Source organism: Variovorax sp. UC74_104 (genome assembly GCF_044055375.1).
Classification (GTDB): Bacteria; Pseudomonadota; Gammaproteobacteria; order Burkholderiales; family Burkholderiaceae_C; genus Variovorax.
In genome coordinates, this window is sequence record NZ_CP171978.1 from 833,002 (window position 1) to 856,646 (window position 23,645).

A 23,645-nucleotide genomic window follows, 5' to 3' on the forward strand; every position below is an offset into this window, starting at 1 on the left:
TGAACACGCGTACAAACCCTGAGGTCAACCCTCATTGAGCACGGTCGTTCGCGGCGCTACGCTCGTGCCATGCCCGCTCCCAACATCCCCCAGATCCGCCTCTACCAGAACTGGCTGCGCGAGACGCGCGGCCTCGCATTCGACAGCTACGACGCGCTGTGGCGCTGGTCCGTCACCGAGCTCGACGCCTTCTGGCAGAGCATCTGGGACTACGCCCGCATCGAGTCGCCCACGCCGCACACCGCGGTGCTCGCCGAATCGCGCATGCCCGGCGCACGCTGGTTCCCCGGCGCGCAGGTCAACTACGCACGCGAGGTGCTGCGCCACGTCGACGCGGCCCATGCGGCAGGCATGCCGGCCATCGTGAGCGACAACGAACTGGGCCAGGTGCGCGAGATGTCGTGGCCCGAGATGCGCCGGCAGGTGGCGTCGGTGGCGCTCACACTGAAGTCGCTGGGTGTGAAGCGCGGCGACCGCGTCGCGGCCTACATGCCCAACGTGCCCGAGACCATGGTGGCCTTTCTCGCATGCTCCAGCATCGGCGCGATCTGGAGCGTGTGCGCGCCCGACATGGGCACGGCCGCGGTGGCCGACCGCTTTCGCCAGATCGAGCCCAAGGTGCTGATTGCGGTCGACGGCGTGCACTACGGCGGCAAGCCGCTGGACCGCAGCGCGGTGCTGCAGGAACTGCGCGGCCAACTGCCCAGCGTGCGGAAGCTGCTGCTCGTGAAGTCGCCGTACGCTGCCAGCACCGTGCTTCACGACGTCGAGTGGACGCAGGCCATCGCGCGAGACGACGCCAATGTCGCCGCCTTCGAGCCCGAATGGCTGCCCTTCGACCACCCGATCTGGATCGTCTATTCGAGCGGCACCACCGGCCTGCCCAAGCCCATCGTGCACGGGCAGGGCGGCATCATCCTCACCATGCATGCCTGCGGGCTGCACAACGACGTGGGCGCGAGCTACGGCGCCAACAACTTCGGCGAGCGCTACCACTGGTTCAGCTCCACCGGCTGGGTCATGTGGAACTCGCAGCTCTCGGGCATGGCCTTCGGCGCCACCATCTGCATCTACGACGGCAACCCGGCGGGCAGCAAGGAAAAGCCCGACTGGGGCGTGCTGTGGCGCTTCGTGGCGCGCCACAAGGTCACCTTCTTCGGCGCGGGCGCGGCCTACTTCACCAACTGCATGAAGGCCGGGCTCGTCGCGAAGGAGTGCGGCGACCTCTCGCGCGTGCGCGCACTGGGCAGCACCGGCTCGCCGCTGCCCGAGGAGGTGCAGCGCTGGGGCTCGAAGCAGATCCTCGATGCGGGCTCGAAGGAGGTGTGGTGGTGCAACATCTCCGGCGGCACCGATTTCTGCGGCGCCTTCGTCGGCGGCAATCGCGACCTGCCCGAGGTGCCCGGACAGATGCAGTGCCGCGAGCTGGGCCATTCGGTCGAGGCCTGGAACGAGCAGGGCCAGCCGGTCATCGGCGAAGTGGGCGAACTGGTCTGCACCAAGGCCATTCCGTCGATGCCGCTGTACTTCTGGGGTGACGAGGGCAACGCGCGCTATGTGTCGAGCTACTTCGACACCTACCCCGGCGTCTGGCGCCACGGCGACTGGATCAAGATCGGCGAAGACGGCGGCTGCATCATCTACGGCCGCAGCGACGCCACCATCAACCGCCAGGGTCTGCGCATGGGCACCAGCGAGATCTACAGCGCCGTCGAGGGCCTGCCCGAGGTGCTCGACTCGATGGTGGTCGACCTCGAATACCTGGGCCGCGACAGCTACATGCCGCTGTTCGTGGTGCTGCGCCCCGGCGTGGCGCTCGACGGCGCCATGCGCGCGAAGATCGACAACGCAATCAAGACATCGCTGTCGCCGCGCTTCGTGCCCAACGACATCTTCCAGGTGGCCGAGATACCGCGCACGCTCTCGGGCAAGAAGCAGGAGCTGCCGATCAAGAAGCTGCTGCTGGGCCAGCCGATAGAGAAGGTGGTCAACCGCGAGGCCATGGCCAACCCGGGAAGCCTCGACTGGTTCGTGGCTTTTGCCGCGCAGCGTGCGCAGACCGCCTCCGCATAATGGGTCGCATGAAAAGACGAACCAGCCTCCTCATGTTCTCCGCCATTGCGGGCGCCTCGCTGCTGAGTGCGTGCGCCATGCCTTCATCGCCGTCGGCGGGCGGCAGTGCGGCGCAGCTGCGCGTGACCGGCACCGTCACCTACCGCGAGCGCATCGCGCTCGACCCCGCGGCCGACATCGTGGTGCAGCTGCTCGACGTGTCGCTCATGGATGCGCCTTCGAAGGTGCTCGCCGAGCAGCGCATCAAGGCCAACGGCAGGCAGGTGCCCTTCGCCTACGAGCTGAAGGTGGACGCCGCGCGCATCGATCCGCGCATGCGCTATGCGGTGTCGGCGCGCATCACACGTGGCGATCAGCTCCTCTTCATCAACGACACGCAGTACCCGGTGCTCACGCAAGGCGGTGCCACCAGCGCGGACCTCGTGCTGGTGCGCGTCACCCAGGCGCCGCGCTAGGCCCGGTCACGACATCACCAGTTCGTAGAGCACCATGCGCGTCTGCCGGCCGCGCAGTTCCACCTGCTCCTCGATGCGCCGCGTATGCAGCCGGCCGCCGAGGCCCGCGAAGGTGGTTTCTGACATCAGCGCCAGGGTGCCCAGCTGCTTGTTGATGCCTTCGATGCGGCTTGCCACGTTGATCGCATCGCCGAAGGCGGTGTAGGACAGCCGGTCGTTCGAGCCCAGCACCCCCGCGATCACCGTGCCCGTGTGGATGCCCACGCGGGTGCAGAACTCGGGCAGGCCCTGCTCGACCCACTTGCGGTTGAGTTCATCCATCTCCACGTGCAGCTCCAGCGCGGCCAGGCAGGCCTTGTACTCCGCGTCCTTCAGGTCCGAGGGCGCGCCCCACAGCACCATGATGCCGTCGCCGATGAACTTGTCGACCACGCCACCGTGCCGCGCGAACACGCCGGTCGCGAGATTGAAGTATTCGGTGAGCATGCCCACCAGCACGTCGGGGTCCAGCGATTCCGAGATCGAGGTGAAGCCCTCCACGTCGGTGAACATCACCGTCACGCGCCGCGGCGAGCCCGAAGGGCCGAGGGCGTGGCCTTCGTCGATCAGCTGGTTGATGATGTCCACCGGCACGAACTTGCTGAAGGCCTTGAGGCTGCGCGCCGAGTCGTCCAGGGCCTGGTCGAGATGCTGGATCTCCAGCACGCGGCTGGGTTCGCGCGGCAGGTTGTCGAGCTCCAGCAGGCCGATGCGCCGCGCGATGTGCGAGAGGTTCTCCACCGGCGCGGTCACCAGCTTCGACAGCTTCAGCGACATGAACAGCGCGACCGCGAGGAAGGTCACCGCGAGCCCCAGGCCCCACAGCACCGCGCGATGCAGGTCACCGAGCAGCATGTCCTCGGGCACCCAGCTCACGAGCTGCCAGCCGGTGCTGGGAATGCGCGATGTCTGCACGAGGTAGCGGCGGCCTTCGTAGCTGAATGAGAACGCGGTGTCGCTGCCGCCCCCCGCGGTGCCGGCCGTCACCATGTGCGCATGCAGCGCGCCGAGCACGCCGCTGGGCGGCTCCAGCTTGTGCAGCACGCCGGGCAGGTCGCTGCGCGCGAGCACGTTGAAGTCGGCGCTCAGCAGCGCGCTGTCGCCGTAGCCGTCGCTGCTGAACTGGCGCACGAACTCCGAGAGCCGCCCGAGCGACACGTCGCCCGCGACCACCAGCGCCTGCGGGCTGTTGTCCGGATAGCGGCGCTGGCTCGGCAGCGCGTAGGTCACGCCGAGCTCCTGCGCGGCGGCGAATACGTAGGGCTGCGTCCAGACCGGCCCGCCCGCCTTGCGGGCTTGGAGGAACCAGCCGCGCTGCGTCGGGTTGTAGTCGGTGCGCAGGGATGCGATGTGCTGCGTGGCGTAGCGCTGCTGGGCGTCGGCCTCGGCGTCCAGCGGCAGCTTGTATTGCCAGGTCTCGGTGGTGAAGCCGTCGCCGAGCTCGATGTGGCGCATGGCCGGCACGGGGTAGCGCAGGGCCATCAGCATCCGGCCCTTCTCGTTGCTCACGTAGATGCTGTCGAGCTCGGGCGACTGCTGCAGCAGCGTCCAGAGCAGCTCCGCCGTTCGTTCCGACTGCTCACCCGCCGGCTGCAGGTTGGGGGCGGTGCCGACCGCATTGATGACCGACTCCGCCTTGTGCAGGAAGGCCAGCACCTTGTCTTCGGTGCGGTCGTGGTTGGACTTGTGCGCCGACACGCCGATGCGCGAGACCAGCCTCTGCGAGCCCCAGTAGCCCAGCGACACCAGCAGCAGCGACTGCGCCAGCGCCACCGCGCTCACGATGGTGCCCACGTCGACCCTGAAGCGCCGCGAGCGCCCCGTGGGGGTGACGAGCGCGGCCGCAGACGGCGACGCGCCCCTGGCGGATTCGATCGACGGCTTTCCCGCCGCTTCCGGATTCCCGGACGAGTTCTTGTTCATACAGCTCCCTGGCGACCACTCGACGCGCCCGCTGCACCCAGGCCGCGGGCCGGCTTCCGCCAGGCCCACGGCCCCGATCGTGGTGCCGGAGTCCGTGGCTGCGCGGAAGCGGCCGTGATTTTCGCTCCACTTCGGCCTGCCGTGCGGTACTGCCCAGTCCCACGATGCCACGGCCCTGTATAGACCGGTGCCGGAGAACTGCCGGGGAAACTGCAGGAGGGCGGCGCGTCAGCCTGCGTCGTGGAAGATGATGCCCAGCGTATGCCTGCGCCCCGATCGCACGCGGCTTACGCCATGGCGCATCGTCACGCGGTAGCTGCCGCGTGTGCCGGCCACGGGCCTCTGGTTGACCGCGAAGATCACCGCCTCGCCCTGCGTGAGCGACACCACCTCCGCGCGCGACTGCATGCGCGGGCGCTGCTCGGTCAGCACGAACTCGCCGCCGGTGAAGTCGCGGCCCGGCTCGCTCAGCAGCACCGTGAGCTGCAGCGGGAACTGCAGGTCGCCGTACAGGTCCTGGTGCAGGCAGTTGTAGTCGTCCTCGCCGTAGCGCAGCAGCAGCGGAGTGGGGCGCTCCTGGCCCGCCGCATGGCAGCGCGCGAGGTACGCGTCGTGCTGCGCCGGATAGTCGGCCGGCTGGCCCATCGCACTCGCCCATGCATTGGCCAGCGGTGCGAGGCGCTCGTAGAGCGCGCTGCGCCAGGCCGCCAGCTTCGGCGGCAGCGGATAGGCGAAGTACTGGTACTCGCCCTGGCCGAAGCCGTGGCGCTGCATCACCACGCGGCTGCGGAAATGGCGGGGCCGGTCGTACATGGCCACGAGCGCCGCGCATTCGGTCGGGGTGAAGAGCGCGGTGCCGGTGGCGGCGCAGCCGCGCGCGGCGATGTCGGCTTCGATGCGGGGCCAGTCGAGCGCTTCGACCAAAGAGGCAGGGGTTGCTGTCATGCCTGCAGTGTTGCCTGTTCCTCGTCTTGTGGCTCGCCGTTTCCGGACGCCGCTTTCCGCACCGTTCGACATCGCGGGCTTTGCAGGGCGAAGCGCAGGCAGGCGGGGGTTTTGAGCGATCATCCGCCCATGGCAAGACAAAAAACCGCTGCGCGCGACAGCGCCCCCGGGCAGTTGGTGCAGGGCCGCCCGGTGGCCGTGCTGGGGCGCGGCATGGCGCTGGTCAAGGTCGGCAAGGCGCCGCGTCCGCAGGTGCGGCCGGAGGACAACACCACCGTTCTCATGAAGAAAGCTGCCCGCGCGCTGGGCAAGCCGGGCATCGACAGGTCGGTGGTCTTTCGCGGGCCCAACGCGGCCAAGGTGTACGCCTACTCGGCCTATCCGCCCGACCCGAGCAAGATCGTGCGCGAGGCGGCCGACGGCACCAAGGTGATCGGCCGCATGGTCGACGGCAGGTTCCGCGCGAGCAAGGCGTGAGCAGCCGGCCGCCGAAGCTCGAGAAGCTGCTGGAGCAGACCCAGGGCCCGCGTCCGGTGGCCTTCGTGCTGGCGGGCCATAACGGCTCCGGCAAATCGACGCTCTGGTATTCGCGCCTGGCGCCCTCGCTGCGCCTGCCGCTGGTCAACGCCGACCGGATGATGATGTCCATCCTGCCCGACGCCGACCCTTCCACCGGCCACATCCCACCGTGGGCCCAGCGCCTGCGCGACGACGACGAGCGCTGGCAGATCCTTTCGCAAAAGGGCGTGCGCGCCTTCAAGAGCCTGGTGATGGACCAGCGCATGCCCTTCGCATTCGAGACCGTGTTCTCCCACTGGAAGCCGCTGCCCGGCGGCGGCCACGAGTCGAAGGCCGACGACATCCGCGCGATGCAGGAGGCGGGCTACTTCGTCGTACTGCTCTTCGTGGGGCTGGTGTCGGTGGACATGTCGGTCTTCCGCGTGAGCACGCGCAGGCAGCAGGGCGGCCACGACGTGGATCGCAGGAAGCTCATCGAGCGCTTTCCCCGCACGCAGGCGGCGGTCGGCCACGCCGCGCAGATCGCCAACATGACGCTGATGTTCGACAACAGCCGCTCGGAAAAAGACGCCTTCTCGCTGGTGCGCGCGCAGGCGAAGAAGTCGGTGCTGTTCGATGCGCGCGATCCGCAGTTCGACGTCGACCCGGAGCTGCGTGCCGTGTGCGACCCGTGGCTGGAGAAGGTCGGGGGGCCGTTCAGGCCGCAGCGCGTTTCGCCGCCGAAGAAGGCGTCGCCCCCGGCTGCCGCGCCTGCTCCAGCAGCCAGTCGCTGAAGAACTTCAACAGCGGCCGCTGGTCGGCCCGCTCGGGCGTCACGAGGTAGTAGTTGCGCTCGCCCGAAAGCGGCCGCGCGCAGGCCACCACCAGCTCGCCGCGCGCGAGTTCGTCGGCCACCAGCATCGTCGGCATCAGCGCCACGCCGAGGCCGTGCGAGGCTGCCGCGGCCAGGATGGAGAAGAGCTCGTAGCGCGGGCCGCCGCGCGCGCTGGGCGCGTCGATCTGCTGCGCGTCGAACCACTGGCGCCAGCCATCGGGCCGGGTGCTCTGCTGCAGCAGCGGCATCTTCGCGATGGCGGCGGGCGTCACGGCCTTGCCGCGCGGAAGCAGCGACGGGCTGCACACCGGCACCACGTCCTCGTGCATCAGCAGCAGCGCGCGCGTGCCGGCCCAGTTCTCGACCTGCGCGGGCGTGCCGGCGTACAAGGCGGCGTCGAACTCCGCGTCGGCGAAGAGAAAGGGGCGGGTGCGCGTCTCGATGTGCACCACCACGTCGGGCTGCAGCGCCGCAAAGCCCTTCAGGCGCGGCATCAGCCAGCGGGTGGCGAAGGTGGGCACGGCCGCCAGCGAGAGCGAACCGCCTTCGCCCTGGTGCGCCATGGCGTCGAGCGTGTCGCGCTCCATGGCTTCGAGCCGTTTGCTGATCTGCCGCGCATAGGCCGCGCCGCTGGCCGTGAGCGCCACGCCGTGCCGCGTGCGGCGGAACAGCGCAACGCCCAGGAAGCCTTCGAGCGTGCCGATCTGGCGCGACACCGCGCTCTGCGTGAGGGCGAGTTCCTGCGCGGCGCGCGTGTAGCTCTCGTGGCGCGCAGCGGCGTCGAAGCACACCAGGGTCTGCAGGGGCGGGATCTTGCGGCGCATGTATGCCTCGGCTGTATGTATGGATCCGACGGCTCGTCAATGGAGGAGCCGCCCGAACATCTTGCAAGACATTCTACGAACGCATATCTGGGTGCGGAATCCTCGTTTGCGTCATGGCCGGCGCGTAGCTAGCATCGCCTGATTCCCCTCTTTTCCTTTTCCTCCCCCTTTTCCGGAGACAGCCACATGGCCGCCAAAGCGCAATTCCACTGGGACGACCCCCTTCTTCTCGACCAGCAGCTGACCGATGAAGAACGCATGATCCGCGACGCGGCCAATGCCTACTGCCAGGAGCGCCTGGCTCCCCGCGTGCTCGAAGGCTTCCGCACCGGCGAGACCGACCCCGCCATCTTTCGCGAGATGGGCGCCCTCGGCCTGCTGGGCCCGACCATCCCCGAGCAGTACGGCGGCCCCGGCCTCAACTACGTGGCCTATGGCCTGATCGCCCGCGAAGTCGAGCGCGTCGACTCGGGCTACCGCTCGATGGCCAGCGTGCAGAGCTCGCTGGTGATGGTGCCGATCTTCGAATTCGGCTCCGAAGGCCAGAAGCAGAAGTTCCTGCCCAAGCTCGCCACCGGCGAATGGATCGGCTGCTTCGGCCTGACCGAGCCCGACCACGGCTCCGACCCCGGCAGCATGGCCACGCGCGCCAAGAAGGTGCCCGGCGGCTACTCGCTCACCGGCTCCAAGATGTGGATCAGCAACTCGCCCATCGCCGACGTGTTCGTGGTGTGGGCCAAGGAAGTCAGCGAGAGCGGCGCCGTCGGCCCCATTCGCGGCTTCGTGCTCGAGAAGGGCATGAAGGGCCTGAGCGCTCCTGCCATCCACGGCAAGGTCGGCCTGCGCGCCAGCATCACCGGCGAGATCGTGATGGACGGCGTGTTCTGCCCCGAGGAGAACGCCTTCCCCGAAGTGCAAGGCCTCAAGGGCCCCTTCACCTGCCTCAACAGCGCCCGCTACGGCATCTCGTGGGGCGCGCTCGGCGCCGCCGAAGACTGCTGGCACCGGGCCCGCCAGTACACGCTCGACCGCAAGCAGTTCGGCCGCCCGCTGGCCGCCAACCAGCTCATCCAGAAGAAGCTGGCCGACATGCAGACCGAGATCACGCTGGGCCTGCAGGGCAGCCTGCGCCTGGGCCGCATGAAGGACGAAGGCATCGCCGCGGTGGAGATCACCTCGATCATGAAGCGCAACAACTGCGGCAAGTCGCTCGACATCGCCCGCATGGCGCGCGACATGATGGGCGGCAACGGCATCAGCGACGAGTTCGGCGTGGCCCGCCACCTGGTGAACCTCGAAGTGGTCAACACCTACGAAGGCACGCACGACATCCACGCGCTGATCCTGGGCCGTGCCATCACGGGCATTGCGGCGTTCTCGAACTGATCCGCGCATGACCGCCAAGCCCGCAGCACTCGACGGCATCAAGGTTCTGGACCTCTCCCGCGTGCTCGCGGGCCCGTGGTGCACGCAGATCCTCGCGGACCTGGGCGCCGACGTCGTCAAGATCGAGCGCCCCGGCGTCGGCGACGACACGCGCACCTGGGGCCCGCCCTTCATCAAGGACGCGGACGGCAACGACACCGACCAGGCCAGCTACTTCACCGCCTGCAACCGCAACAAGCGCTCGGTCACGGTCGACATGGCCACGCCCGACGGGCAGGCGCTGCTCAGGCAGATGGCGGCGCAGGCCGACATCGTGGTGGAGAACTTCAAGACCGGCGGCCTGAAGCAGTACGGCCTCGACCACGAGAGCCTGCGCGCGGCCAACCCGCGCCTCATCTACTGCAGCGTGACCGGCTTCGGCCACGACGGCCCGTATGCCGAGCGCGCGGGCTACGACCTGATGATCCAGGCCATGACCGGCATGATGAGCATCACCGGCCGCCCCGACGACGTGCCCGGCGGCGGCCCGCTGCGCGTGGGCGTGGCGCTGACCGACCTGTTCACCGGCGTCTACGCGAGCACTGCCATCCTCGCGGCGCTGCAGGTGCGCGATCGCACCGGCGAGGGCCAGCACATCGACATGGCGCTGCTCGACGTGGGCATGGCCATCCTCGCCAACCAGGCGAGCGCCTTTCTCAACACCGGCAAGGCGCCCGGGCGCCAGGGCAACACGCACCCCAGCCTCGCGCCCTACCAGGACTTCCCGACGAAGGACGGCGCGATGCTGCTGGCCATCGGCAACAACGGGCAGTTCGCGCGCTTCTGCGAGGCCGGCGGCTACCCCGAGTGGGCGACCGACGCGCGCTTCGCCACCAACACGCTGCGCGTGAAGCACCGCGGCGTGCTCATTCCGATGATGGAAGAGCTCACGCGCACCCGCACCACGGCCGCGTGGGTCACGCTGCTCGAAGACAAGGCCGTGCCCTGCGGCCCGATCAACGACATCGCGCAGGCCTTCGACGATGCGCAGGTCAAGGCGCGGGGCCTGGCGGTCACGCTGCCGCGCGACGCGGGCGACGGCATCGCCAGCATCACCGGCGTGGCGAGCCCGCTGCGCCTCTCGGCCACGCCGCCCGTGCTGCGCCATGCGCCGCCGGCGCTGGGCCAGCACACGCAGGAGGTGCTGGCGGAAATGGGCATCGATGCGGCCCGCTTCGAGGCCCTGCGTTCGGCCGGCGTCGTCTGAACTGACGAGGCCCGCATGGCGAACCCGATGCGCCAGCCACCGTTCTCGGTGCTGCGCATCGACCACGTCGTGCTGCGCGTTAAGAACGCCGAACGCGCCATCGCCTTCTACTGCGGCGTGCTGGGCTGCACCGTCGAGAAACGCCGCGACGACCTGGGGCTCGTACACCTGCGCGCCGGCGCGAGCCTGATCGACCTCGTCACGCCCGACGGCCCGCTGGGCAGGCAGGGCGGGGCGCTCGCGGGCACGGAAGGCCGCAACGCCGACCACCTCTGCCTGCGCATCGAGCCCTTCGACGAGGCGGCCATCCGTGCATTGATGGCGCAGCACGGCGTGGCGGTGCAGGGCGAGGTGCAGAACAACTTCGGCGCCGAGGGCAACGGCCCCTCGATCTACATCGCCGACCCTGACGGCAACAGCGTCGAGCTCAAGGGCCCTGCGGCGGCCTGAGAGTTCCTTTCTTTTCCTTCTTCTTTTCCCGCCAATTTGTACGCCACTGTGTCTGCGCAACGCAGCGAACACACGCGCATGCAAATCGGCAGGTGGTTCGACACATCGCGGATACAGCCCGCCGATGTAATTCCTGCATCGCTTCCGACGCACATCGCACGAAGCGATGCGGCCCCCGACAACCGGGCCTCATTCCGAACCACCGTCCATCAAAGGAACCACCATGACCGACAAGCAAGTCCTCTACACCGGCAAGACCCACACCACCGGCGGCCGCCTCGGCGCATCGCGCAGCAGCGACGGCCACCTCGACATCCAGCTCTCGCCTCCCGGCGGCAACGGCACCGGCACCAACCCCGAGCAGCTGTTCGCGGCCGGCTGGTCGGCCTGCTTCATCGGCGCGATGGGCAAGGCCGCTGGCGCGCTGAAGGTCAGGCTGCCGGCCGACCTGTCGGTGGACGCCGAAGTCGACCTCGTGCTCGAAGAGGGCCAGTACTTCCTGCAGGCACGCCTGAACGTGAGCCTGCCCGGCCTCGACCGCGAGACCGCGCGCGCCGTGGTCGATACCGCACACCAGACCTGCCCTTATTCGAAGCTCACGCGCGGCAACATCGAAGTGGAGTTGAACCTGCTCTGACAGGCGCGGCGGCCGTCAGCCGGATCAAAGACGCGGGCTCGTTCAGCCCGCGCGCCCGATGGTCGCCACGCCGAACACCAAGACGCCCAGCGCCAGGTTCACCGTGACCAGCTTGCGCACCGTGTTCAGCCGCGCGGCAGCCGCCGGCCAGGCGCTTTCATCCACCGCGCGGCGCATCGCCCTGAACACCGAGGCGCGGATGTAGGTGTAGATGGCGGCCATCACGATCGCGATGCTCATCATGGCCTCGATGCGCCAGTGCAGGCCGCGGAAGCCGCCGCCGGCAAGGATCATCGCCACGCCGGTCGCGAAGAGCAGCGTGACCGATGCGTCCACGCCCACGAAGAAGCGCCTGAGCGTCGCGGCCATCATGCGCAGGCGCTGCGGCGGCTGTTCGAGCGTGGCAACGGCCGAGGGGCGCACGGCGAAGTGCATGGTGGCCATGCCGCCGACCCAGAAGGCGGCGCACAGCAGGTGGATGAAGAGGGCGGTGACGTAGAGCATGTTGGGCCCGATCAGAACACCGAAGGGCCCCCGCGCGCAACGAAGCCCTTCATCGTCATTCGGAAGGCTTGGTTTCCGCGAAGCGCCGCATGTCCGCCACCACCTGCCGCAGCAACTCCGATGCGGCCGGCGAGAGCATGCGCCCGTGGCGCGACACGATGTGCGAGCGGCCCTGCGACAGCAGCGGGTTCTTCATCGGCAGTTCCACCAGCTCGGGGTTGCTCGCGTTGGGCGTGAGCGAGATGCGCGTGCCCAGCGCATACCCAAGGCCCGCCGACACGAAGTGCCCGAGCGCGCTGAACGAAGTGGTGGTCAGGAGCGAGGCCAGGCGCACGCCCTCGCTGATCTCGGCGGCCTCGATGTGCTGGCGCACGCCGAAGTTGCGATGCAGCGTGGCGCCCGGGTAGGGCTGCAGGTCGGCGAGCGTCAGCGGCCGGTCGAGCTGCGCGAGCGGGTGCGAGCGCAGCACCATCGCCTGGATCGGCTGCGGGTGCGACTGGTGCGAGGTCAGCCGCTCGTCCTTGGGCGGCTGGAACAGCAGGCCGACGTGGGCGCGCTCCTCCACCACCCGCTGCACGATCTCGTCGGTGCTGGCCACGTCGAGGTCGATGGTGATCTTCGGGTGCGAGGTCATGAAGTCGCGCAGGCTGTGGCGCATGAGCCAGTCCACGTAGCCCTCGCCGGCCACGATGTCGATGTGGCCGCGCTCGATCTTGCGGATGCTGTCGAGCTGCGCCATCAGGTGCTGCTTCTGGCTGTTCTGGCGGCGCACGTAGCCGGCCAGCATCTGGCCCGCGTCCGTGGGCACCACGCCGCGACCGTGGCGCTCCAGCAGCGGCAGGCCGCACTCCTGCTCCAGGATGCCGATGGCGCGGCTCACGGCCGAGGGGTCCATGTCGAGCACCTCGGCGGCACCGCGCACGGAGCCGCTCTCCAGCACCTGCATGAAGTAGCGCACGCGGCGCGTGTCGAGCCTGTCGTCCATGGCCTTCGTCCCCTGAGTGTTGCATTCAATGCAACGAATATCCCGATTCGCGGCCATTGATGCAAGGGGCTGGCGATCCGAAACTTCCCGGCAGCCCGCAGCCGCCGCTGCGCCACACGATGCCCCAACCGATGACATCCGCTGCTTCCACCCCCACTTCGCTCGCTCCCGGCGCCTCTTCGTCGGCTTCCGGAAAACTCCGGCTCGCGCTCGTCACCCTGGCCGTCGTGGCCGTGGCCGAGCTCATCGGCCCGGTGCAATTCAGCGTCGGCCCGGGCAAGGTGGCGCTGCTGCCGATGCTGTGGGCGCTGCTGATCGCGGCCGCTTGGGGCATCGCGCATCGCCGCGTGCCGGGCGCGGTGCGCGTGGCGACGGCCGAGCAGTCCTTCGCAGGCGGCCTGCTGAACGCGGGCTTGCTGCTGTTCGTGGTGAAGCTGGGCCTCACGGTCGGCGCCGCGCTGCCGCAGGTAAAGCAGGCCGGCTGGGCGCTGCTGTTCCAGGAGTTCGGCCATGCGCTGGGCACGCTGGCGCTGGGCCTGCCGCTGGCGCTGCTGCTGGGCATCAAGCGCGAGGCGGTGGGTGCCACCTTCTCGGTGGGCCGCGAGGGCAACCTGGTGATCATCGGCGAGAAGTACGGCATGGCCTCGCCAGAGGGCCGCGGCGTGCTGGCCGAGTACATCACCGGCACCGTGCTGGGCGCGCTCTTCATCGCGGTGCTGGCGGGCTTCGTCGCCAGCCTGCACATCTTCGACCCGCGCTCGCTGGCCATGGGTGCCGGCGTGGGCTCCGGCAGCCTGATGGCGGCGGCGCTGGGTGCCATCGCGGCGCAGCAGCCGACCGAGATGCTGCCGCAGCTCACCGCCATCGCCGCCGCGTCGAACCTGCTGACCACTGTGGTGGGCTTCTACTTCACGCTGTTCCTGTCGCTGCCGCTGTGCTCGTGGCTCTACGGCAAGCTGGAGCCGGTTCTGGGCCGCTTCTCGAAGCGCGGCGCGCAGGACGCCGGCACGGGCGCCGTGTCGCAGGTCAGCGTCGGCCACGGCGGGGCGCTGCCGCTGCGCGACACGCTCATCGCCTGGGCGGTGGTCAGCGGCGGCGTGCTCATCGGCAACTCGCTGACCTACAAGGTGCCGGTGCTGGTGTCGCTCGAAGGCCTGGCGGCGGTGGCGTTGATCGCGCTGATCGTCGAGGGCATCAAGCGCCTGGTGCCGCGCCTGCCGATGGTGCTGGTGCTGTCGGTGGTGGCCACGGTGGCCGGCATTCCGGGGCTGTTCCCGTTCTCCGACGCGCTGATCGCGATCACCGCCAAGCTCAACTTCCTGGCCTTCACCACCCCTGTGCTCGCGCTGGCCGGCTTCTCGGTCGCGAAGGACATGCCGGTGTTCCGCCAGCTGGGCTGGCGCATCGTGGTGGTGTCTCTTACCGCTACCGCAGGCACTTTCCTCGGCGCCACCGTGATTGCCGAATTCTTCCACTGAACCCCTCCCACGAGAGAACCCCAAAAGCCATGTACCGCGACCCCGAAATCGCCGAAGACACCCGCGCCCGCATGCTGGCCTGGCGCCGCGACATCCACGCCAACCCCGAGACCGCCTTCGAGGAGCACCGCACCGCCAACGTCGTCGCCAACGCGCTGATGCTGATGGGCCTGCCGGTGCATCGCGGCCTGGCCGGCACCGGCGTGGTCGGCACCCTGAAGAACGGCGAGGGCCCGAGCATCGCGCTGCGCGCCGACCTCGACGCGCTCAACATGCAGGAGCTGGGCACGCAGCCGCACGCTTCCAAATGCGCCGGCAAGATGCACGCCTGCGGCCACGACGGCCACACGGCCATGCTGCTGGGCGCGGCCGAGCATCTCTCGCGCCACAAGCCCTTCAAGGGCACGGTGCACTTCGTGTTCCAGCCCGCCGAGGAGAACGAAGGCGGCGGCCGCGTGATGGTCGACGAGGGCCTGTTCGATCAGTTCCCGGCCGACGCGGTCTACGGCATGCACAACTTCCCCGGCCTGCCGCGCGGCCACTTCGCGATCCGCAAGGGCACGATGACGGCCTTCCTCGACACCTTCGAGATCGTCGTCACCGGCAAGGGCAGCCACGGCGCCATGCCCGAGACCGGCATCGACTCGGTGGTGGTCTCGGCCCAGCTCGTCAACGCACTTCAGACCATCGTGAGCCGCCGCACCGGTGCGACCGACTCGGCCGTGGTGAGCGTCACCCAGATCCACGGCGGCGACACCTGGAACGTGATCCCCGAGACCGTGGTGCTGCGCGGCACCGTGCGCACGCTGGATGCCGGCATCCAGGACAAGACCCAGGCCGCCATGCAGCAGATCTGCGACGGCGTGGCCGCCACGCATGGCGCGAAGGTGGCGCTGGACTATCGTCGCGGCTACCCCGGCGTGGTCAACACGCCCGCCGAGACCGACGCCGCCATTGCCGCGGCCGCCAGCCTGGTGGAGCTTGCTCAGGTGCACACCGACATCCCGCCCGCCATGGGCTCGGAAGACTTCGCCTTCATGCTGCAGAAGCGCCCCGGCGCCTACATCGGCATCGGCGCGGGCGAGGGCCCGAACGACCCGAACGTGCACAACCCGTACTACGACTTCAACGACAACATCCTGCCGCTGGGCGCCGCCTACTGGGTGGCGCTGGTGAAACAGCAGCTTCCTGCATCGAGAGATGAGAGCATGATGCGCTGATGCTCTCCGCCTTCGACATCTTCAAGATCGGCATCGGCCCGTCCAGCTCGCACACCGTGGGGCCGATGCGCGCCGCGCTGATGTTCGCGCAATCGCTCGAGCGACGCGGCCTGCTCGCGCAGGTGGCGCGGCTGCACGTCGACCTGTTCGGCTCGCTCGGCGCCACCGGCCACGGCCATGCGACCGACCAGGGCGTGATCCTCGGCCTCTTCGGCGACGCGCCCGACACCGTGCGGCCCGAGACCGTGCAGCCCCGGCTGGAGGAGTTGCGCCGCACGGGCAGGCTGAACCTGCTGGGCACCACGCCCATCGGCTTCGACCGCGTGCGCGACATCGCCTTCAAGGGCGAGGAATCGCTGGCCGAGCATCCCAACGCGATGCGTTTCACCGCCTTCGCGGCCGACGGCGCCACGCTGGCCGAGGGCACGTACTTCTCGGTCGGCGGCGGCTTCGTCGTCGAGGGCGGGCAGGCCATGGCACAGACGGTGGCTGCGGCGTCGGCCGTGCCGCATCCCTTCACCACCGGCGACGAGCTCATGGCGCAGTGCCGCGAGAACGGCCTCTCCGTGGCAACGCTCGTCATGCGCAACGAATGCACGTGGCGTCCCGAAGCCGAAGTGCGCGCCGGGCTGCTGCGCGTCTGGCAGGTGATGCAGCAGTGCGTGCAGCGCGGCTTCGGCATCGACAACCCGCTGGCCGCGCAATCGCTGCCCGGCCCGCTGCGCATGCGCCGCCGCGCGCCGGAGCTGCACCGCGAGCTGCTCGCGCAGGCCGGCGCGGCCGATCCGCTCGCGGCGATGGACTGGGTCAACGCCTTCGCGATGGCGGTGAACGAGGAGAACGCCGCCGGCGGCCGCGTGGTCACCGCGCCCACCAACGGCGCGGCCGGCGTGGTGCCCGCCGTGATGCACTACTACCAGCGCTTCGTGCCGCAGGCGAGCGACGAGGGCATCGTCGACTTCCTGCTCACTGCCGCGGCCATCGGCATGCTCTACAAGACCAATGCCTCGATCTCGGGCGCCGAGGTCGGCTGCCAGGGCGAAGTGGGCGTGGCCTGCTCGATGGCGGCCGGCGCGCTCGCAGCGGTGCTCGGCGCCACGCCGGCGCAGGTCGAGAACGCGGCCGAGATCGGCATGGAGCACAACCTCGGCCTCACCTGCGACCCGGTCGGCGGCATGGTGCAGATACCGTGCGTGGAGCGCAACGCGATGGGCGCGGTGAAGGCCATCAACGCGGCGCGCATGGCGCTGCGCGGCGACGGCAGCCACTACGTGTCGCTCGACGCAGTGATCCGCACCATGAAGCAGACGGGCGAGGACATGAAGGCCACCGACAAGGAAACATCGCTCGGCGGCCTCGCGGTGAACGTGGTCGAGTGCTGAACCGCGCCGGCCTCAGGGTACGAACATGTCCCATGGCCCCTTGCCCTGCGGCAGCCGGGGCCGCTCGGTGAGCGAGGCCAGCGGCTCGCCCGCCTCGTAGCGCGTGGCCAGCGCGTCGGGGTCGAACACCACGCCCATGAAGTTCTCGGCATAGGCGCCGCCCGCGAAGAAGGCGTCGACTTCCGCGGCCGTCTCGAACACGTCGTGCTGCAGCTCCAGCCGGTGGCCGTCGGGGTCGCGGTAATACATCGAGATCGTCGGCCCGTGGTTGATGCACCAATAGGGCCGGATGCCGCGCGCCGCCAGCCGCCGGTGGTTGGCCAGCAGCTCGCCGAGCGAGCCGTAGGTGAAGGCGATGTGCTCCAGTCCCGTGCTCGCGTCGGCCTCGTGCTTCAGGCCGGGCGGTGCGACCAGGCCGATGCGGTGGTGCTCGTCGTCGTAGCTCAGGAAGCACAGCATCTCGTTCTCGAAGGCCACGCGCGCCTGCAGCACTTCGATGTACCAGTCGCGCGAGCGCGCGAGATCGCCCACGCGCAGCACGACGTGCGCGAGCTTGACCGGGCGCAGCGCGGTGTGCGCGAAGTCGGGCAGGGGGCGGCGCGCGGACAGGGCGAGTTCGTCGTTCATGGGTGTCTCCTTTTCTTCTTCGAAGGGGCGAAGGGCGTGCGCTCAGACGGTGTCGGGCTCGGCCACCACGCGGTTCTCGATGTGGCCGATGCCCTCGATCTCCACCCGCACCACGTCGCCCGGCACCAGGTAGCGCGGCGGGTCCATGAGGCCGCCGACGCCGGCGGGGCTGCCGGTGCTCAGCACATCGCCGGGCTCCAGCGTGAAGGCGGTGCTCAGCTCGACCAGCATCGCCTCGATGCGGTGGATCATCTGCGCCGTGTTGCCGTCCTGGCGCAGCTCGCCGTTGACCCAGGTGCGCAGCCGCAGCGCATGCGGATCGGCGATCTCGTCGCGCGTCACCAGCCAGGGGCCGAAGGGGCCGTGCGTGTCGAAGGACTTGCCCAGCGTGTGCGTCGGCGCGCGCATCTGCCAGTCGCGCACGCTCATGTCGTTGACCACCACGTAGCCCGCCACCATCGCCATCGCGTCCTCTGCGCGCACGTGGCGGCAGCGCTTGCCGATCACCACGCCCAGCTCGCCCTCGTAGTCGAACTGGTCGGACACGCGGGGCTTGTGCACCGCATCGAAGGGGCCGGCCACGCACGACACCTGCTTGTTGAACCACACCTGCCCCGGCGGCCGCACCAGGCCGAGCTTCGCCGCTTCCTCGAGGTGCGAGGCGTAGTTGCCGCCGAGGCCGAGGAACTTGCGCGGCGCGGGAATCGGCGCCGCCAGCCGCACGTCGGACAGGGCCACGCGCGGTGCATCGGCCAGCACCGCCTGCAGCCAGGCCATGCCCTCGTCGCCACGTTCGATCAGTTCGAGCAGCCCCGCCGGCGCGCCGGGCTGCCCGCTCAGGTCCGCGATCGCATCCTCGTTTCGGACCACGCCGAAGCGAAGCCGGTCGCGATGGTGGAAGCTGGCGAGTTTCATGGCTGCGTGCGTGTGAGTGAAGTTGCCGGTTGACCGGTGGAGAGCGATCGATGATGCTGATGGAACGAAAGCCGAACAATCGGCCGGAAAAGAACGCATCGTTCCGCCAGCAGAACGAGAAAGAACAGAAGAGACGACATGGAAGACTTCAACGACCTCGCCCTCTTCGCCCACGTGGTGGAGCAGCAGGGCTTCAGCGCCGCAAGCCGGCACCTGGGCATCCCGAAGTCGCGCCTGAGCCGGCGCGTTTCGCAGCTGGAGGAGCGCATCGGCGTGCGCCTGCTGCAGCGCAGTTCGCGGCGGCTGCTGCTCACCAGCGTGGGCCGGCAGTTCTACGAGCGCTGCCAGGCGACTGTGGCGGCGGGCGAAGAGGCCTTCGACGTGGCGCGCCAGGCCACCGCGCAGCCGCAGGGCCTGTTGCGCGTGAGCTGCCCGTTCACGCTCGCGCAGTTCTGGCTCACGCCGCTGATCCCGTCCTTCATGCGCGCCTTTCCCGGCGTGCGGCTGCAGCTGGAGGTGAGCAACCGCCGCGTCGATCCGCTGCAGGAGAACATCGACGTGGTGCTGCGCGTGCGCCGCCCGCCCTTCGAGGATTCGAGCCTGGTTGCGCGCCCGCTGGGCAGCACCGTCGACGTGCTGCTTGCGAGCCCCGCGCTGGTGGAGCGGCTGGGCATGCCGCGCTCGCTCGGCGACCTGGCCGCATGGCCGGTGCTGTCGCTGCCCGCGGACAACGAGCGCTACCGCTGGGCTCTGGAGCGCGGCAGCGAGTCGCACGATTTCGCCTTCACGCCGCACGTCGTGACCGACGACATGTTCGCGCTGAGGCACCTGGCCGAGCAGGGCATGGGGCTCGCGCTGCTGCCCGAGATCATGTGCCGCGACGCCCTTGCCGACGGCCGCCTGGTGCGCCTGTGCGGCGAATGGGCCTGCGCGGCCAGCGAGATCCAGGCCGCCTTCGCATCGCGCCGCGGCATGCTGCCGGCGGTGCGCGCCTTCATCGACCACCTGCTGCAAAACCCGCCGGGTGCTGCGGACGCGAAGGCCGGCGTATCCTGACCGCCCTTCCTGACGTCCTGTTTTCTCATCCACTCAACAAGAAAGAAAGCCGACCCACGCCATGACCCGCACCATCGCCCAGAAACGCGCCGACTTCCGCGCCCTCCATCAACAAGGCTGCTTCGTCATTCCGAACCCCTGGGACACGGGCAGCGCGCGCTTCCTCGAAGGCCTGGGCTTCAAGGCGCTGGCCACCACCAGCTCGGGCTTCGCGTGGTCGCAGGGGCATGCGGACGGCGCGATGTCGCGCGAGCACATCCTTGCGCACCTGCGCGAACTCGTGGAGGCCACCGACCTGCCGGTGAACGCCGACTTCGAGAACGGCTTTGCCGCCGACACGAAGGGCGTGGCCGAGAGCGTGAGCCTCGCCATCGAGATGGGCGTGGCGGGCCTGTCCATCGAGGATTCGACGGGCAACGCCGCCGATCCGCTCTTTCCGGTCGACGTGGCGGTGGAGCGCCTGCGCGCCGCGCGCAAGGCCATCGACGCATCGGGCGCCGACGTGCTGCTGGTCGGCCGCGCCGAGAACTTCTTCGCCGGCCGCCCCGATCTCGACGACGCCATCGCGCGGCTCAAGGCCTACGCCAACGCCGGCGCCGACTGCCTCTACGCGCCGGGCATCAAGACGCGCGAGCAGATCGCGGCCGTGGTCGCCGCCGCGGGAGGCAAGCCGGTCAACCTGCTGGTGGGCGCGCCAAGCGAACTCACGATGAAGGACATCGCCGAACTCGGCGTGCGCCGCGTCAGCGTGGGCGGTGGGCTGGCCCGCGCGGCGTGGGGCGGCTTCCTCCGTGCCGCGCGCACGCTGGCAGAAGGGCGCTTCGATGGCTTCGCCGATGCCGCGCCGGGTGCCGAGCTCAACGCCTTCTTCAAGCCCTTTGCCGATTGAGATCTTTCGCGCCGATGCCATGGACGCGCTGCTCGCCGAGGTGCGCGCCTGCCGTGCGTGCGCGCTGCACCTGCCGCTGGGCCCCCGGCCGGTGGTGCAGGCCAGCGCGAGCGCCAGGCTGCTGATCGTCGGACAGGCGCCCAGCCTCACGGTGCACCAGACGGGCGTGCCGTGGAACGACCGCAGCGGCGACCAGCTGCGCCGCTGGCTCGGCATCGAGCGCGAGGTGTTCTACGACGCGGCGCGCGTGGCGATCGTGCCGATGGGCTACTGCTACCCCGGCCGCGGCAAGAGTGGCGACCTGCCGCCGCGCAGGGAATGCGCGCAGCTGTGGCACGAGAAGCTGTTCGCGCAGATGAAGCAGGTCGAGCTGACGCTGCTCATCGGCCAGTACGCGCAGCGCCACTTCCTCGGCAGGAAGGCGCACGCGGGCGTCACCGAGACCGTGCAGGCCTTCGCCGACTACGCGCCGCGCTTCGTTCCGCTGCCGCATCCATCGCCGCGCAACACGAGCTGGCTCAAGCACCACCCGTGGTTCGAGAGCGACGTGCTGCCGGTGCTGCGCGAGCGCGTGCGGCGCGTACTGGCGGTCTGAGAAGCTTCAGGGCGCCGAGGCGCCCGAAGCGCCTGCCGCCGCGGCGAAGGGCCGCGCCGCGTACACCACGCGCCCGCCCACCACCGTCATCAGCGAGGTGGTCTTGCCGATGCGCTCCAGCGGCACGCTGAAGAAGTCCTGGTCGAGCACGGCGAAGTCGGCGAGCTTGCCCACTTCGAGCGTGCCGCGCCTGCCTTCGTCGAAGCTGAACCACGCGCTGCCCTGCGTGTACAGGCGCAGCGCCTGCTCGCGCGTGGGCGTCTCGTCGGCGCCGCGCATGGCCTTGCCGCTCACCGTCTTGCCGTCGAGCATCCACTGCAGGGCGACGAAGGGGTTGTACGAGGCCACGCGGTGCGCGTCGGTGCCGGCGCCGATGTTCACGCCGGCGCGCAGCGCGGTGCCGATGGGCGGCATGCGCCGCGCCGCGTCGCCGCGCACGGCGAGGGCGCGGTCGCCCTGGAAGTACATCGCGTCCTGCATGGTCCAGCCGATGCCCAGCGCCTTCATGCGCGCGAGCGTCTCGCTCGAGGCGTCGTCGAGGTGGGCGATGGACCAGCGCAGGTCCTTGATCGGCACCTCGGCGTTCAGCTTCTCGTACAGCCCCAGCAGATGGTCGACCGAGCCGTTCTCCTGCCAGTGGATGGTGACGGCCATCTTGCGTTGTGCAGCCCATTTCACGAGCTCGTAGAACTTCGCTTTCGCGGCCTCGTCGGGGAAGTTGTTGTTGTACATGGCGAGCGTCACGCGTTCGCCCAGGCCGTTGAACTTGAGCATGTCGTCGCCGAAGCCCATCGGCAGCATCTGCGTGAGATCGCGGAACTCCTGCAGCTCCGCGCCGGGTTTCTGCGCGAACACGCTGTAGGCCACGCGCAGCGTCAGCGCCTTCTCGCGCCACAGTTGGAAGAGCGCGGCGTACTGCGAAGGCGCGATGCTGAAGCCGCCCGGGTCCACCAGGCCGGTGATGCCCAGGCGGTTGAGCTCGGTGAAGAAGGCGCGCGTGCCGGCGACGTTGTCGTCGTAGGTGGGCTTGGGCAGCTTGTCGAAGAGCGCCGAGATGCCGACGATGTCGCCGCTCATCCAGCCGGGCGCGCCGTCGGGCACGGGCTTCATGCCGGCGGGCAGCGTGCCCGGTGCGACGCCCAGCGCCTCCAGCGCCTTGGGCGTCATCACCACTGCTTCGTAGAAGAGCTGCACGTACACCGGGTTGTTCGGCGCGGCCTCCTGCAGTTCGGCCAGCGTGGGGCGGCGGCGCTCGGCGAACTGCTGCTCGGTCCAGCCGCCGGCCACGATCAGCCAGCCGCCCGGGCGCGCGTTCGCGGCGGCGGTGCGGATGCGCGCCATCGCCTCGGCGATGGTGCCGGCGCCGATCCAGTTCACTTCGGTGGAGTAGCTCAGCGCTGCGCGCACCGCGTGCATGTGGGAGTCGATCAGGCCCGGGATCAGCGTGCGCCCACCCGCATCGACCGTGCGCGTCGCGGGGCTCGTGAACGCGCCCATCTGCGCCGCGCTGCCTACGGCCACGATGCGGCCATCGCGCACAGCGATCGCCTGCGCCATGGTGCCGGCGGTGCCGAGCGTGGCGATCTTCGCGTTGGTGACGACGAGGTCTGCGGGCTGTGCCTGCGAGGTGACAGGCAACAGCAGGCTGGCGGCGATGGTCGCCGCCGTGAAGAGAGTGCGTGCCATGTCAGTCCACCTTGATGCTGGCAGCCTTGACCACCTGCTGGGCCTTCGCCGTCTCCTCGACGATGAACTTGTTGAACTGCGCCGAAGGCATCGTGAACGGCTCCGCGCCCAGCTTCTCCAGCCGCTCCTTCAGCTCGGGCGACGCCATGATCTTCGCGACCTCGGCCTGCAGCCGGTCGACCACCGGCTGCGGCGTCTTCGCCGGCGCGAACAGGCCGACCCAGAACAGGTACTCCGAGCCCGGCACGCCGGCTTCCACCGTGGTGGGCGCGCTGGGCAGCGCCGACGAGCGCTTGCCGGTGCCCACGGCCAGCGCCTGCAGCCTGCCGGTCTGGATCAGCGGCAGGGCCGACACCATGGGCGCGAAGAACCAGTCGACGCGTCCGGCCATCACCTCGGTCATGGCCTCGGGCGTGCCGCGGAAGGGCACGTGCTGCGCATCGACGCCGGCCGCGAGGCGGAACACCTCGGCGTTCATGTGCGTGGCCGAGCCGTTGCCGGCGGAGCCGTAGTTGAAGCCGCCGGGCTTGGCCTTCGCCTTGGCCACGAGGTCCTTCACGTCGGCGAAGTGCGAGGGCGCGGTCACCAGCACGTTCGGCAGGCTGGCCATCGGCGTGATGCCGGTGAAGTCCTTGATGGTGTCGTACGACAGGCCCTTGTAGATCCACGGGTTCACCAGGTGGCCGGCCGAGTGCACCAGCAGCGTGTAGCCGTCGGCCGGCGACTTGGCCACGATGGCGGCGCCCAGCGTGCCCCCCGCACCGGGCTTGTTGTCCACGATCACGCTGGTGCCCAGCGCGGGCCCGAGCTTCTCGGCCACCAGGCGCGCGACGATGTCGGTGCCGCTGCCGGCGGTGAAGGGCACGACCAGCCGCACCGCCTGCGTGCCGGGCCACGGCCCCTGCGCGTGGGCGCCGGTGAGCGCGCAGGCCGCGATGGCGGCCGCCGCAGCAAGCGTCTGCCGCCGGCTCCAGTTGAAAGTCTTCTTCATGCGTCT

Annotated in this window: 23 protein-coding genes; 14 read left to right on the plus strand and 9 right to left on the minus strand. The window is 69.6% G+C overall.

Going from position 1 to position 23,645, the window contains the following annotated elements; translation table 11 throughout:
- The first annotated feature begins 69 nt into the window (after positions 1 to 69).
- Together ACHMXA_RS04095 and ACHMXA_RS04100 are read left to right on the plus strand one after the other, a co-directional pair.
- On the plus strand, positions 70 to 2,073 hold the full coding sequence (locus ACHMXA_RS04095) for an acetoacetate--CoA ligase (protein ID WP_395318688.1): 2,004 nt from the start codon (positions 70 to 72) through the stop codon (positions 2,071 to 2,073).
- A gap of 8 nt (positions 2,074 to 2,081) precedes the next feature.
- Positions 2,082 to 2,528 carry a YbaY family lipoprotein gene (locus tag ACHMXA_RS04100; protein WP_395318690.1) on the plus strand — a complete coding sequence of 149 codons (447 nt, stop codon included), beginning with the start codon at positions 2,082 to 2,084 and terminating at the stop codon, positions 2,526 to 2,528.
- Positions 2,529 to 2,534: 6 nt separating this feature from the next.
- Here ACHMXA_RS04100 and ACHMXA_RS04105 read toward each other — a convergent pair whose 3' ends face one another.
- Positions 2,535 to 4,490, minus strand: a complete 1,956-nt coding sequence (locus tag ACHMXA_RS04105) for an adenylate/guanylate cyclase domain-containing protein (protein ID WP_395318692.1) — start codon at positions 4,488 to 4,490, stop codon at positions 2,535 to 2,537.
- A 228-nt stretch (positions 4,491 to 4,718) separates the two neighbouring features.
- Positions 4,719 to 5,435, minus strand: a complete 717-nt coding sequence (locus ACHMXA_RS04110; RefSeq protein ID WP_395318694.1) for a 2OG-Fe(II) oxygenase — start codon at positions 5,433 to 5,435, stop codon at positions 4,719 to 4,721.
- A 129-nt stretch (positions 5,436 to 5,564) separates the two neighbouring features.
- On the opposite strand from ACHMXA_RS04110, the gene ACHMXA_RS04115 reads away from it, so the two are divergent.
- Together ACHMXA_RS04115 and ACHMXA_RS04120 are read left to right on the plus strand one after the other, a co-directional pair.
- The gene (locus tag ACHMXA_RS04115) at positions 5,565 to 5,912 is read left to right on the plus strand and encodes a hypothetical protein (RefSeq protein ID WP_218088223.1); all 348 of its coding nucleotides are present in this window, start codon (positions 5,565 to 5,567) and stop codon (positions 5,910 to 5,912) included.
- Positions 5,909 to 6,727, plus strand: a complete 819-nt coding sequence (locus ACHMXA_RS04120) for a zeta toxin family protein (protein ID WP_395318696.1) — start codon at positions 5,909 to 5,911, stop codon at positions 6,725 to 6,727. The genes ACHMXA_RS04115 and ACHMXA_RS04120 overlap by 4 nt, the downstream gene beginning before the upstream one ends.
- On the opposite strand, the gene ACHMXA_RS04125 is transcribed toward ACHMXA_RS04120, so the two are convergent.
- A complete protein-coding gene (locus ACHMXA_RS04125; protein ID WP_395318698.1) occupies positions 6,651 to 7,592 on the minus strand; it encodes a LysR substrate-binding domain-containing protein in 942 nt (313 codons plus the stop codon). The two genes, ACHMXA_RS04120 and ACHMXA_RS04125, sit on opposite strands and share 77 nt — an antisense overlap.
- Positions 7,593 to 7,778: 186 nt before the next feature.
- On the opposite strand from ACHMXA_RS04125, the gene ACHMXA_RS04130 reads away from it, so the two are divergent.
- The 4 genes from ACHMXA_RS04130 (at position 7,779) to ACHMXA_RS04145 (ending at position 11,311) form a co-directional block, all read left to right on the plus strand.
- Complete coding sequence (locus tag ACHMXA_RS04130; protein ID WP_093195687.1) at positions 7,779 to 8,978, plus strand: acyl-CoA dehydrogenase; 1,200 nt, start codon at positions 7,779 to 7,781, stop codon at positions 8,976 to 8,978.
- 7 nt (positions 8,979 to 8,985) lie between these two features.
- The gene (locus ACHMXA_RS04135) at positions 8,986 to 10,224 is read left to right on the plus strand and encodes a CaiB/BaiF CoA transferase family protein (protein ID WP_395318701.1); all 1,239 of its coding nucleotides are present in this window, start codon (positions 8,986 to 8,988) and stop codon (positions 10,222 to 10,224) included.
- Between the two features lie 15 nt (positions 10,225 to 10,239).
- Positions 10,240 to 10,674, plus strand: coding sequence for a VOC family protein (locus ACHMXA_RS04140; protein WP_395318703.1), 435 nt, complete (start codon positions 10,240 to 10,242; stop codon positions 10,672 to 10,674).
- A 223-nt stretch (positions 10,675 to 10,897) separates the two neighbouring features.
- Positions 10,898 to 11,311: an organic hydroperoxide resistance protein gene (locus tag ACHMXA_RS04145; protein ID WP_395318705.1), complete on the plus strand. Its 414-nt coding sequence runs from the start codon at positions 10,898 to 10,900 to the stop codon at positions 11,309 to 11,311.
- 42 nt (positions 11,312 to 11,353) lie between these two features.
- Here the strand turns inward: ACHMXA_RS04145 and ACHMXA_RS04150 are convergent, their stop codons facing one another.
- Positions 11,354 to 11,815, minus strand: a complete 462-nt coding sequence (locus tag ACHMXA_RS04150) for a CopD family protein (protein ID WP_395318707.1) — start codon at positions 11,813 to 11,815, stop codon at positions 11,354 to 11,356.
- Positions 11,816 to 11,870: 55 nt separating this feature from the next.
- Positions 11,871 to 12,800, minus strand: a complete 930-nt coding sequence (locus ACHMXA_RS04155) for a LysR family transcriptional regulator (RefSeq protein ID WP_395318709.1) — start codon at positions 12,798 to 12,800, stop codon at positions 11,871 to 11,873.
- A 131-nt stretch (positions 12,801 to 12,931) separates the two neighbouring features.
- On the opposite strand from ACHMXA_RS04155, the gene ACHMXA_RS04160 reads away from it, so the two are divergent.
- From ACHMXA_RS04160 to ACHMXA_RS04170, 3 genes are read left to right on the plus strand one after another with little or no spacing between them, the layout of a single operon-like run.
- On the plus strand, positions 12,932 to 14,278 hold the full coding sequence (locus ACHMXA_RS04160) for a DUF3100 domain-containing protein (protein ID WP_395318711.1): 1,347 nt from the start codon (positions 12,932 to 12,934) through the stop codon (positions 14,276 to 14,278).
- Between the two features lie 29 nt (positions 14,279 to 14,307).
- Positions 14,308 to 15,498 (plus strand): M20 aminoacylase family protein, encoded by a 1,191-nt coding sequence (locus tag ACHMXA_RS04165; protein WP_395318713.1) that lies wholly within the window; start codon positions 14,308 to 14,310, stop codon positions 15,496 to 15,498.
- The gene (locus ACHMXA_RS04170; RefSeq protein WP_395321217.1) at positions 15,495 to 16,880 is read left to right on the plus strand and encodes an L-serine ammonia-lyase; all 1,386 of its coding nucleotides are present in this window, start codon (positions 15,495 to 15,497) and stop codon (positions 16,878 to 16,880) included. Before ACHMXA_RS04165 ends, ACHMXA_RS04170 begins: the two co-directional genes overlap by 4 nt.
- 12 nt (positions 16,881 to 16,892) lie before the next feature.
- Here ACHMXA_RS04170 and ACHMXA_RS04175 read toward each other — a convergent pair whose 3' ends face one another.
- Positions 16,893 to 17,507, minus strand: coding sequence for a VOC family protein (locus ACHMXA_RS04175; protein ID WP_395318715.1), 615 nt, complete (start codon positions 17,505 to 17,507; stop codon positions 16,893 to 16,895).
- Between the two features lie 42 nt (positions 17,508 to 17,549).
- Entirely contained in the window at positions 17,550 to 18,422 is an 873-nt protein-coding gene (locus ACHMXA_RS04180; protein ID WP_395318717.1) for a fumarylacetoacetate hydrolase family protein, read from the minus strand.
- A gap of 138 nt (positions 18,423 to 18,560) precedes the next feature.
- Between ACHMXA_RS04180 and ACHMXA_RS04185 the strand changes: the two genes are divergently transcribed.
- The 3 genes from ACHMXA_RS04185 (at position 18,561) to ACHMXA_RS04195 (ending at position 20,962) form a co-directional block, all read left to right on the plus strand.
- On the plus strand, positions 18,561 to 19,478 hold the full coding sequence (locus ACHMXA_RS04185) for a LysR substrate-binding domain-containing protein (protein ID WP_145759407.1): 918 nt from the start codon (positions 18,561 to 18,563) through the stop codon (positions 19,476 to 19,478).
- A 61-nt stretch (positions 19,479 to 19,539) separates the two neighbouring features.
- A complete protein-coding gene (locus ACHMXA_RS04190) occupies positions 19,540 to 20,367 on the plus strand; it encodes an oxaloacetate decarboxylase (protein ID WP_395318720.1) in 828 nt (275 codons plus the stop codon).
- A 19-nt stretch (positions 20,368 to 20,386) separates the two neighbouring features.
- Entirely contained in the window at positions 20,387 to 20,962 is a 576-nt protein-coding gene (locus ACHMXA_RS04195) for a uracil-DNA glycosylase family protein (RefSeq protein WP_395318722.1), read from the plus strand.
- Between the two features lie 6 nt (positions 20,963 to 20,968).
- On the opposite strand, the gene ACHMXA_RS04200 is transcribed toward ACHMXA_RS04195, so the two are convergent.
- On the minus strand, positions 20,969 to 22,648 hold the full coding sequence (locus tag ACHMXA_RS04200) for an amidohydrolase (protein WP_395318724.1): 1,680 nt from the start codon (positions 22,646 to 22,648) through the stop codon (positions 20,969 to 20,971).
- Position 22,649: 1 nt separating this feature from the next.
- Entirely contained in the window at positions 22,650 to 23,639 is a 990-nt protein-coding gene (locus ACHMXA_RS04205) for a Bug family tripartite tricarboxylate transporter substrate binding protein (RefSeq protein ID WP_395318726.1), read from the minus strand.
- Positions 23,640 to 23,645: the final 6 nt, after the last annotated feature.

Excerpts from the sequence above, each read along its gene's own strand:
- ACHMXA_RS04095 (WP_395318688.1), top strand. The coding sequence starts at position 70 with ATGCCCGCTCCCAACATCCCCCAGATCCGCCTCTACCAGAACTGGCTG.
- ACHMXA_RS04100 (WP_395318690.1), top strand. The coding sequence starts at position 2,082 with ATGAAAAGACGAACCAGCCTCCTCATGTTCTCCGCCATTGCGGGCGCC.
- ACHMXA_RS04105 (WP_395318692.1), bottom strand. The coding sequence starts at position 4,490 with ATGAACAAGAACTCGTCCGGGAATCCGGAAGCGGCGGGAAAGCCGTCG.
- ACHMXA_RS04110 (WP_395318694.1), bottom strand. The coding sequence starts at position 5,435 with ATGACAGCAACCCCTGCCTCTTTGGTCGAAGCGCTCGACTGGCCCCGC.
- ACHMXA_RS04115 (WP_218088223.1), top strand. The coding sequence starts at position 5,565 with ATGGCAAGACAAAAAACCGCTGCGCGCGACAGCGCCCCCGGGCAGTTG.
- ACHMXA_RS04125 (WP_395318698.1), bottom strand. The coding sequence starts at position 7,592 with ATGCGCCGCAAGATCCCGCCCCTGCAGACCCTGGTGTGCTTCGACGCC.
- ACHMXA_RS04130 (WP_093195687.1), top strand. The coding sequence starts at position 7,779 with ATGGCCGCCAAAGCGCAATTCCACTGGGACGACCCCCTTCTTCTCGAC.
- ACHMXA_RS04135 (WP_395318701.1), top strand. The coding sequence starts at position 8,986 with ATGACCGCCAAGCCCGCAGCACTCGACGGCATCAAGGTTCTGGACCTC.
- ACHMXA_RS04140 (WP_395318703.1), top strand. The coding sequence starts at position 10,240 with ATGGCGAACCCGATGCGCCAGCCACCGTTCTCGGTGCTGCGCATCGAC.
- ACHMXA_RS04145 (WP_395318705.1), top strand. The coding sequence starts at position 10,898 with ATGACCGACAAGCAAGTCCTCTACACCGGCAAGACCCACACCACCGGC.
- ACHMXA_RS04150 (WP_395318707.1), bottom strand. The coding sequence starts at position 11,815 with ATGCTCTACGTCACCGCCCTCTTCATCCACCTGCTGTGCGCCGCCTTC.
- ACHMXA_RS04155 (WP_395318709.1), bottom strand. The coding sequence starts at position 12,800 with ATGGACGACAGGCTCGACACGCGCCGCGTGCGCTACTTCATGCAGGTG.
- ACHMXA_RS04160 (WP_395318711.1), top strand. The coding sequence starts at position 12,932 with ATGACATCCGCTGCTTCCACCCCCACTTCGCTCGCTCCCGGCGCCTCT.
- ACHMXA_RS04165 (WP_395318713.1), top strand. The coding sequence starts at position 14,308 with ATGTACCGCGACCCCGAAATCGCCGAAGACACCCGCGCCCGCATGCTG.
- ACHMXA_RS04175 (WP_395318715.1), bottom strand. The coding sequence starts at position 17,507 with ATGAACGACGAACTCGCCCTGTCCGCGCGCCGCCCCCTGCCCGACTTC.
- ACHMXA_RS04180 (WP_395318717.1), bottom strand. The coding sequence starts at position 18,422 with ATGAAACTCGCCAGCTTCCACCATCGCGACCGGCTTCGCTTCGGCGTG.
- ACHMXA_RS04185 (WP_145759407.1), top strand. The coding sequence starts at position 18,561 with ATGGAAGACTTCAACGACCTCGCCCTCTTCGCCCACGTGGTGGAGCAG.
- ACHMXA_RS04190 (WP_395318720.1), top strand. The coding sequence starts at position 19,540 with ATGACCCGCACCATCGCCCAGAAACGCGCCGACTTCCGCGCCCTCCAT.
- ACHMXA_RS04195 (WP_395318722.1), top strand. The coding sequence starts at position 20,387 with ATGGACGCGCTGCTCGCCGAGGTGCGCGCCTGCCGTGCGTGCGCGCTG.
- ACHMXA_RS04200 (WP_395318724.1), bottom strand. The coding sequence starts at position 22,648 with ATGGCACGCACTCTCTTCACGGCGGCGACCATCGCCGCCAGCCTGCTG.
- ACHMXA_RS04205 (WP_395318726.1), bottom strand. The coding sequence starts at position 23,639 with ATGAAGAAGACTTTCAACTGGAGCCGGCGGCAGACGCTTGCTGCGGCG.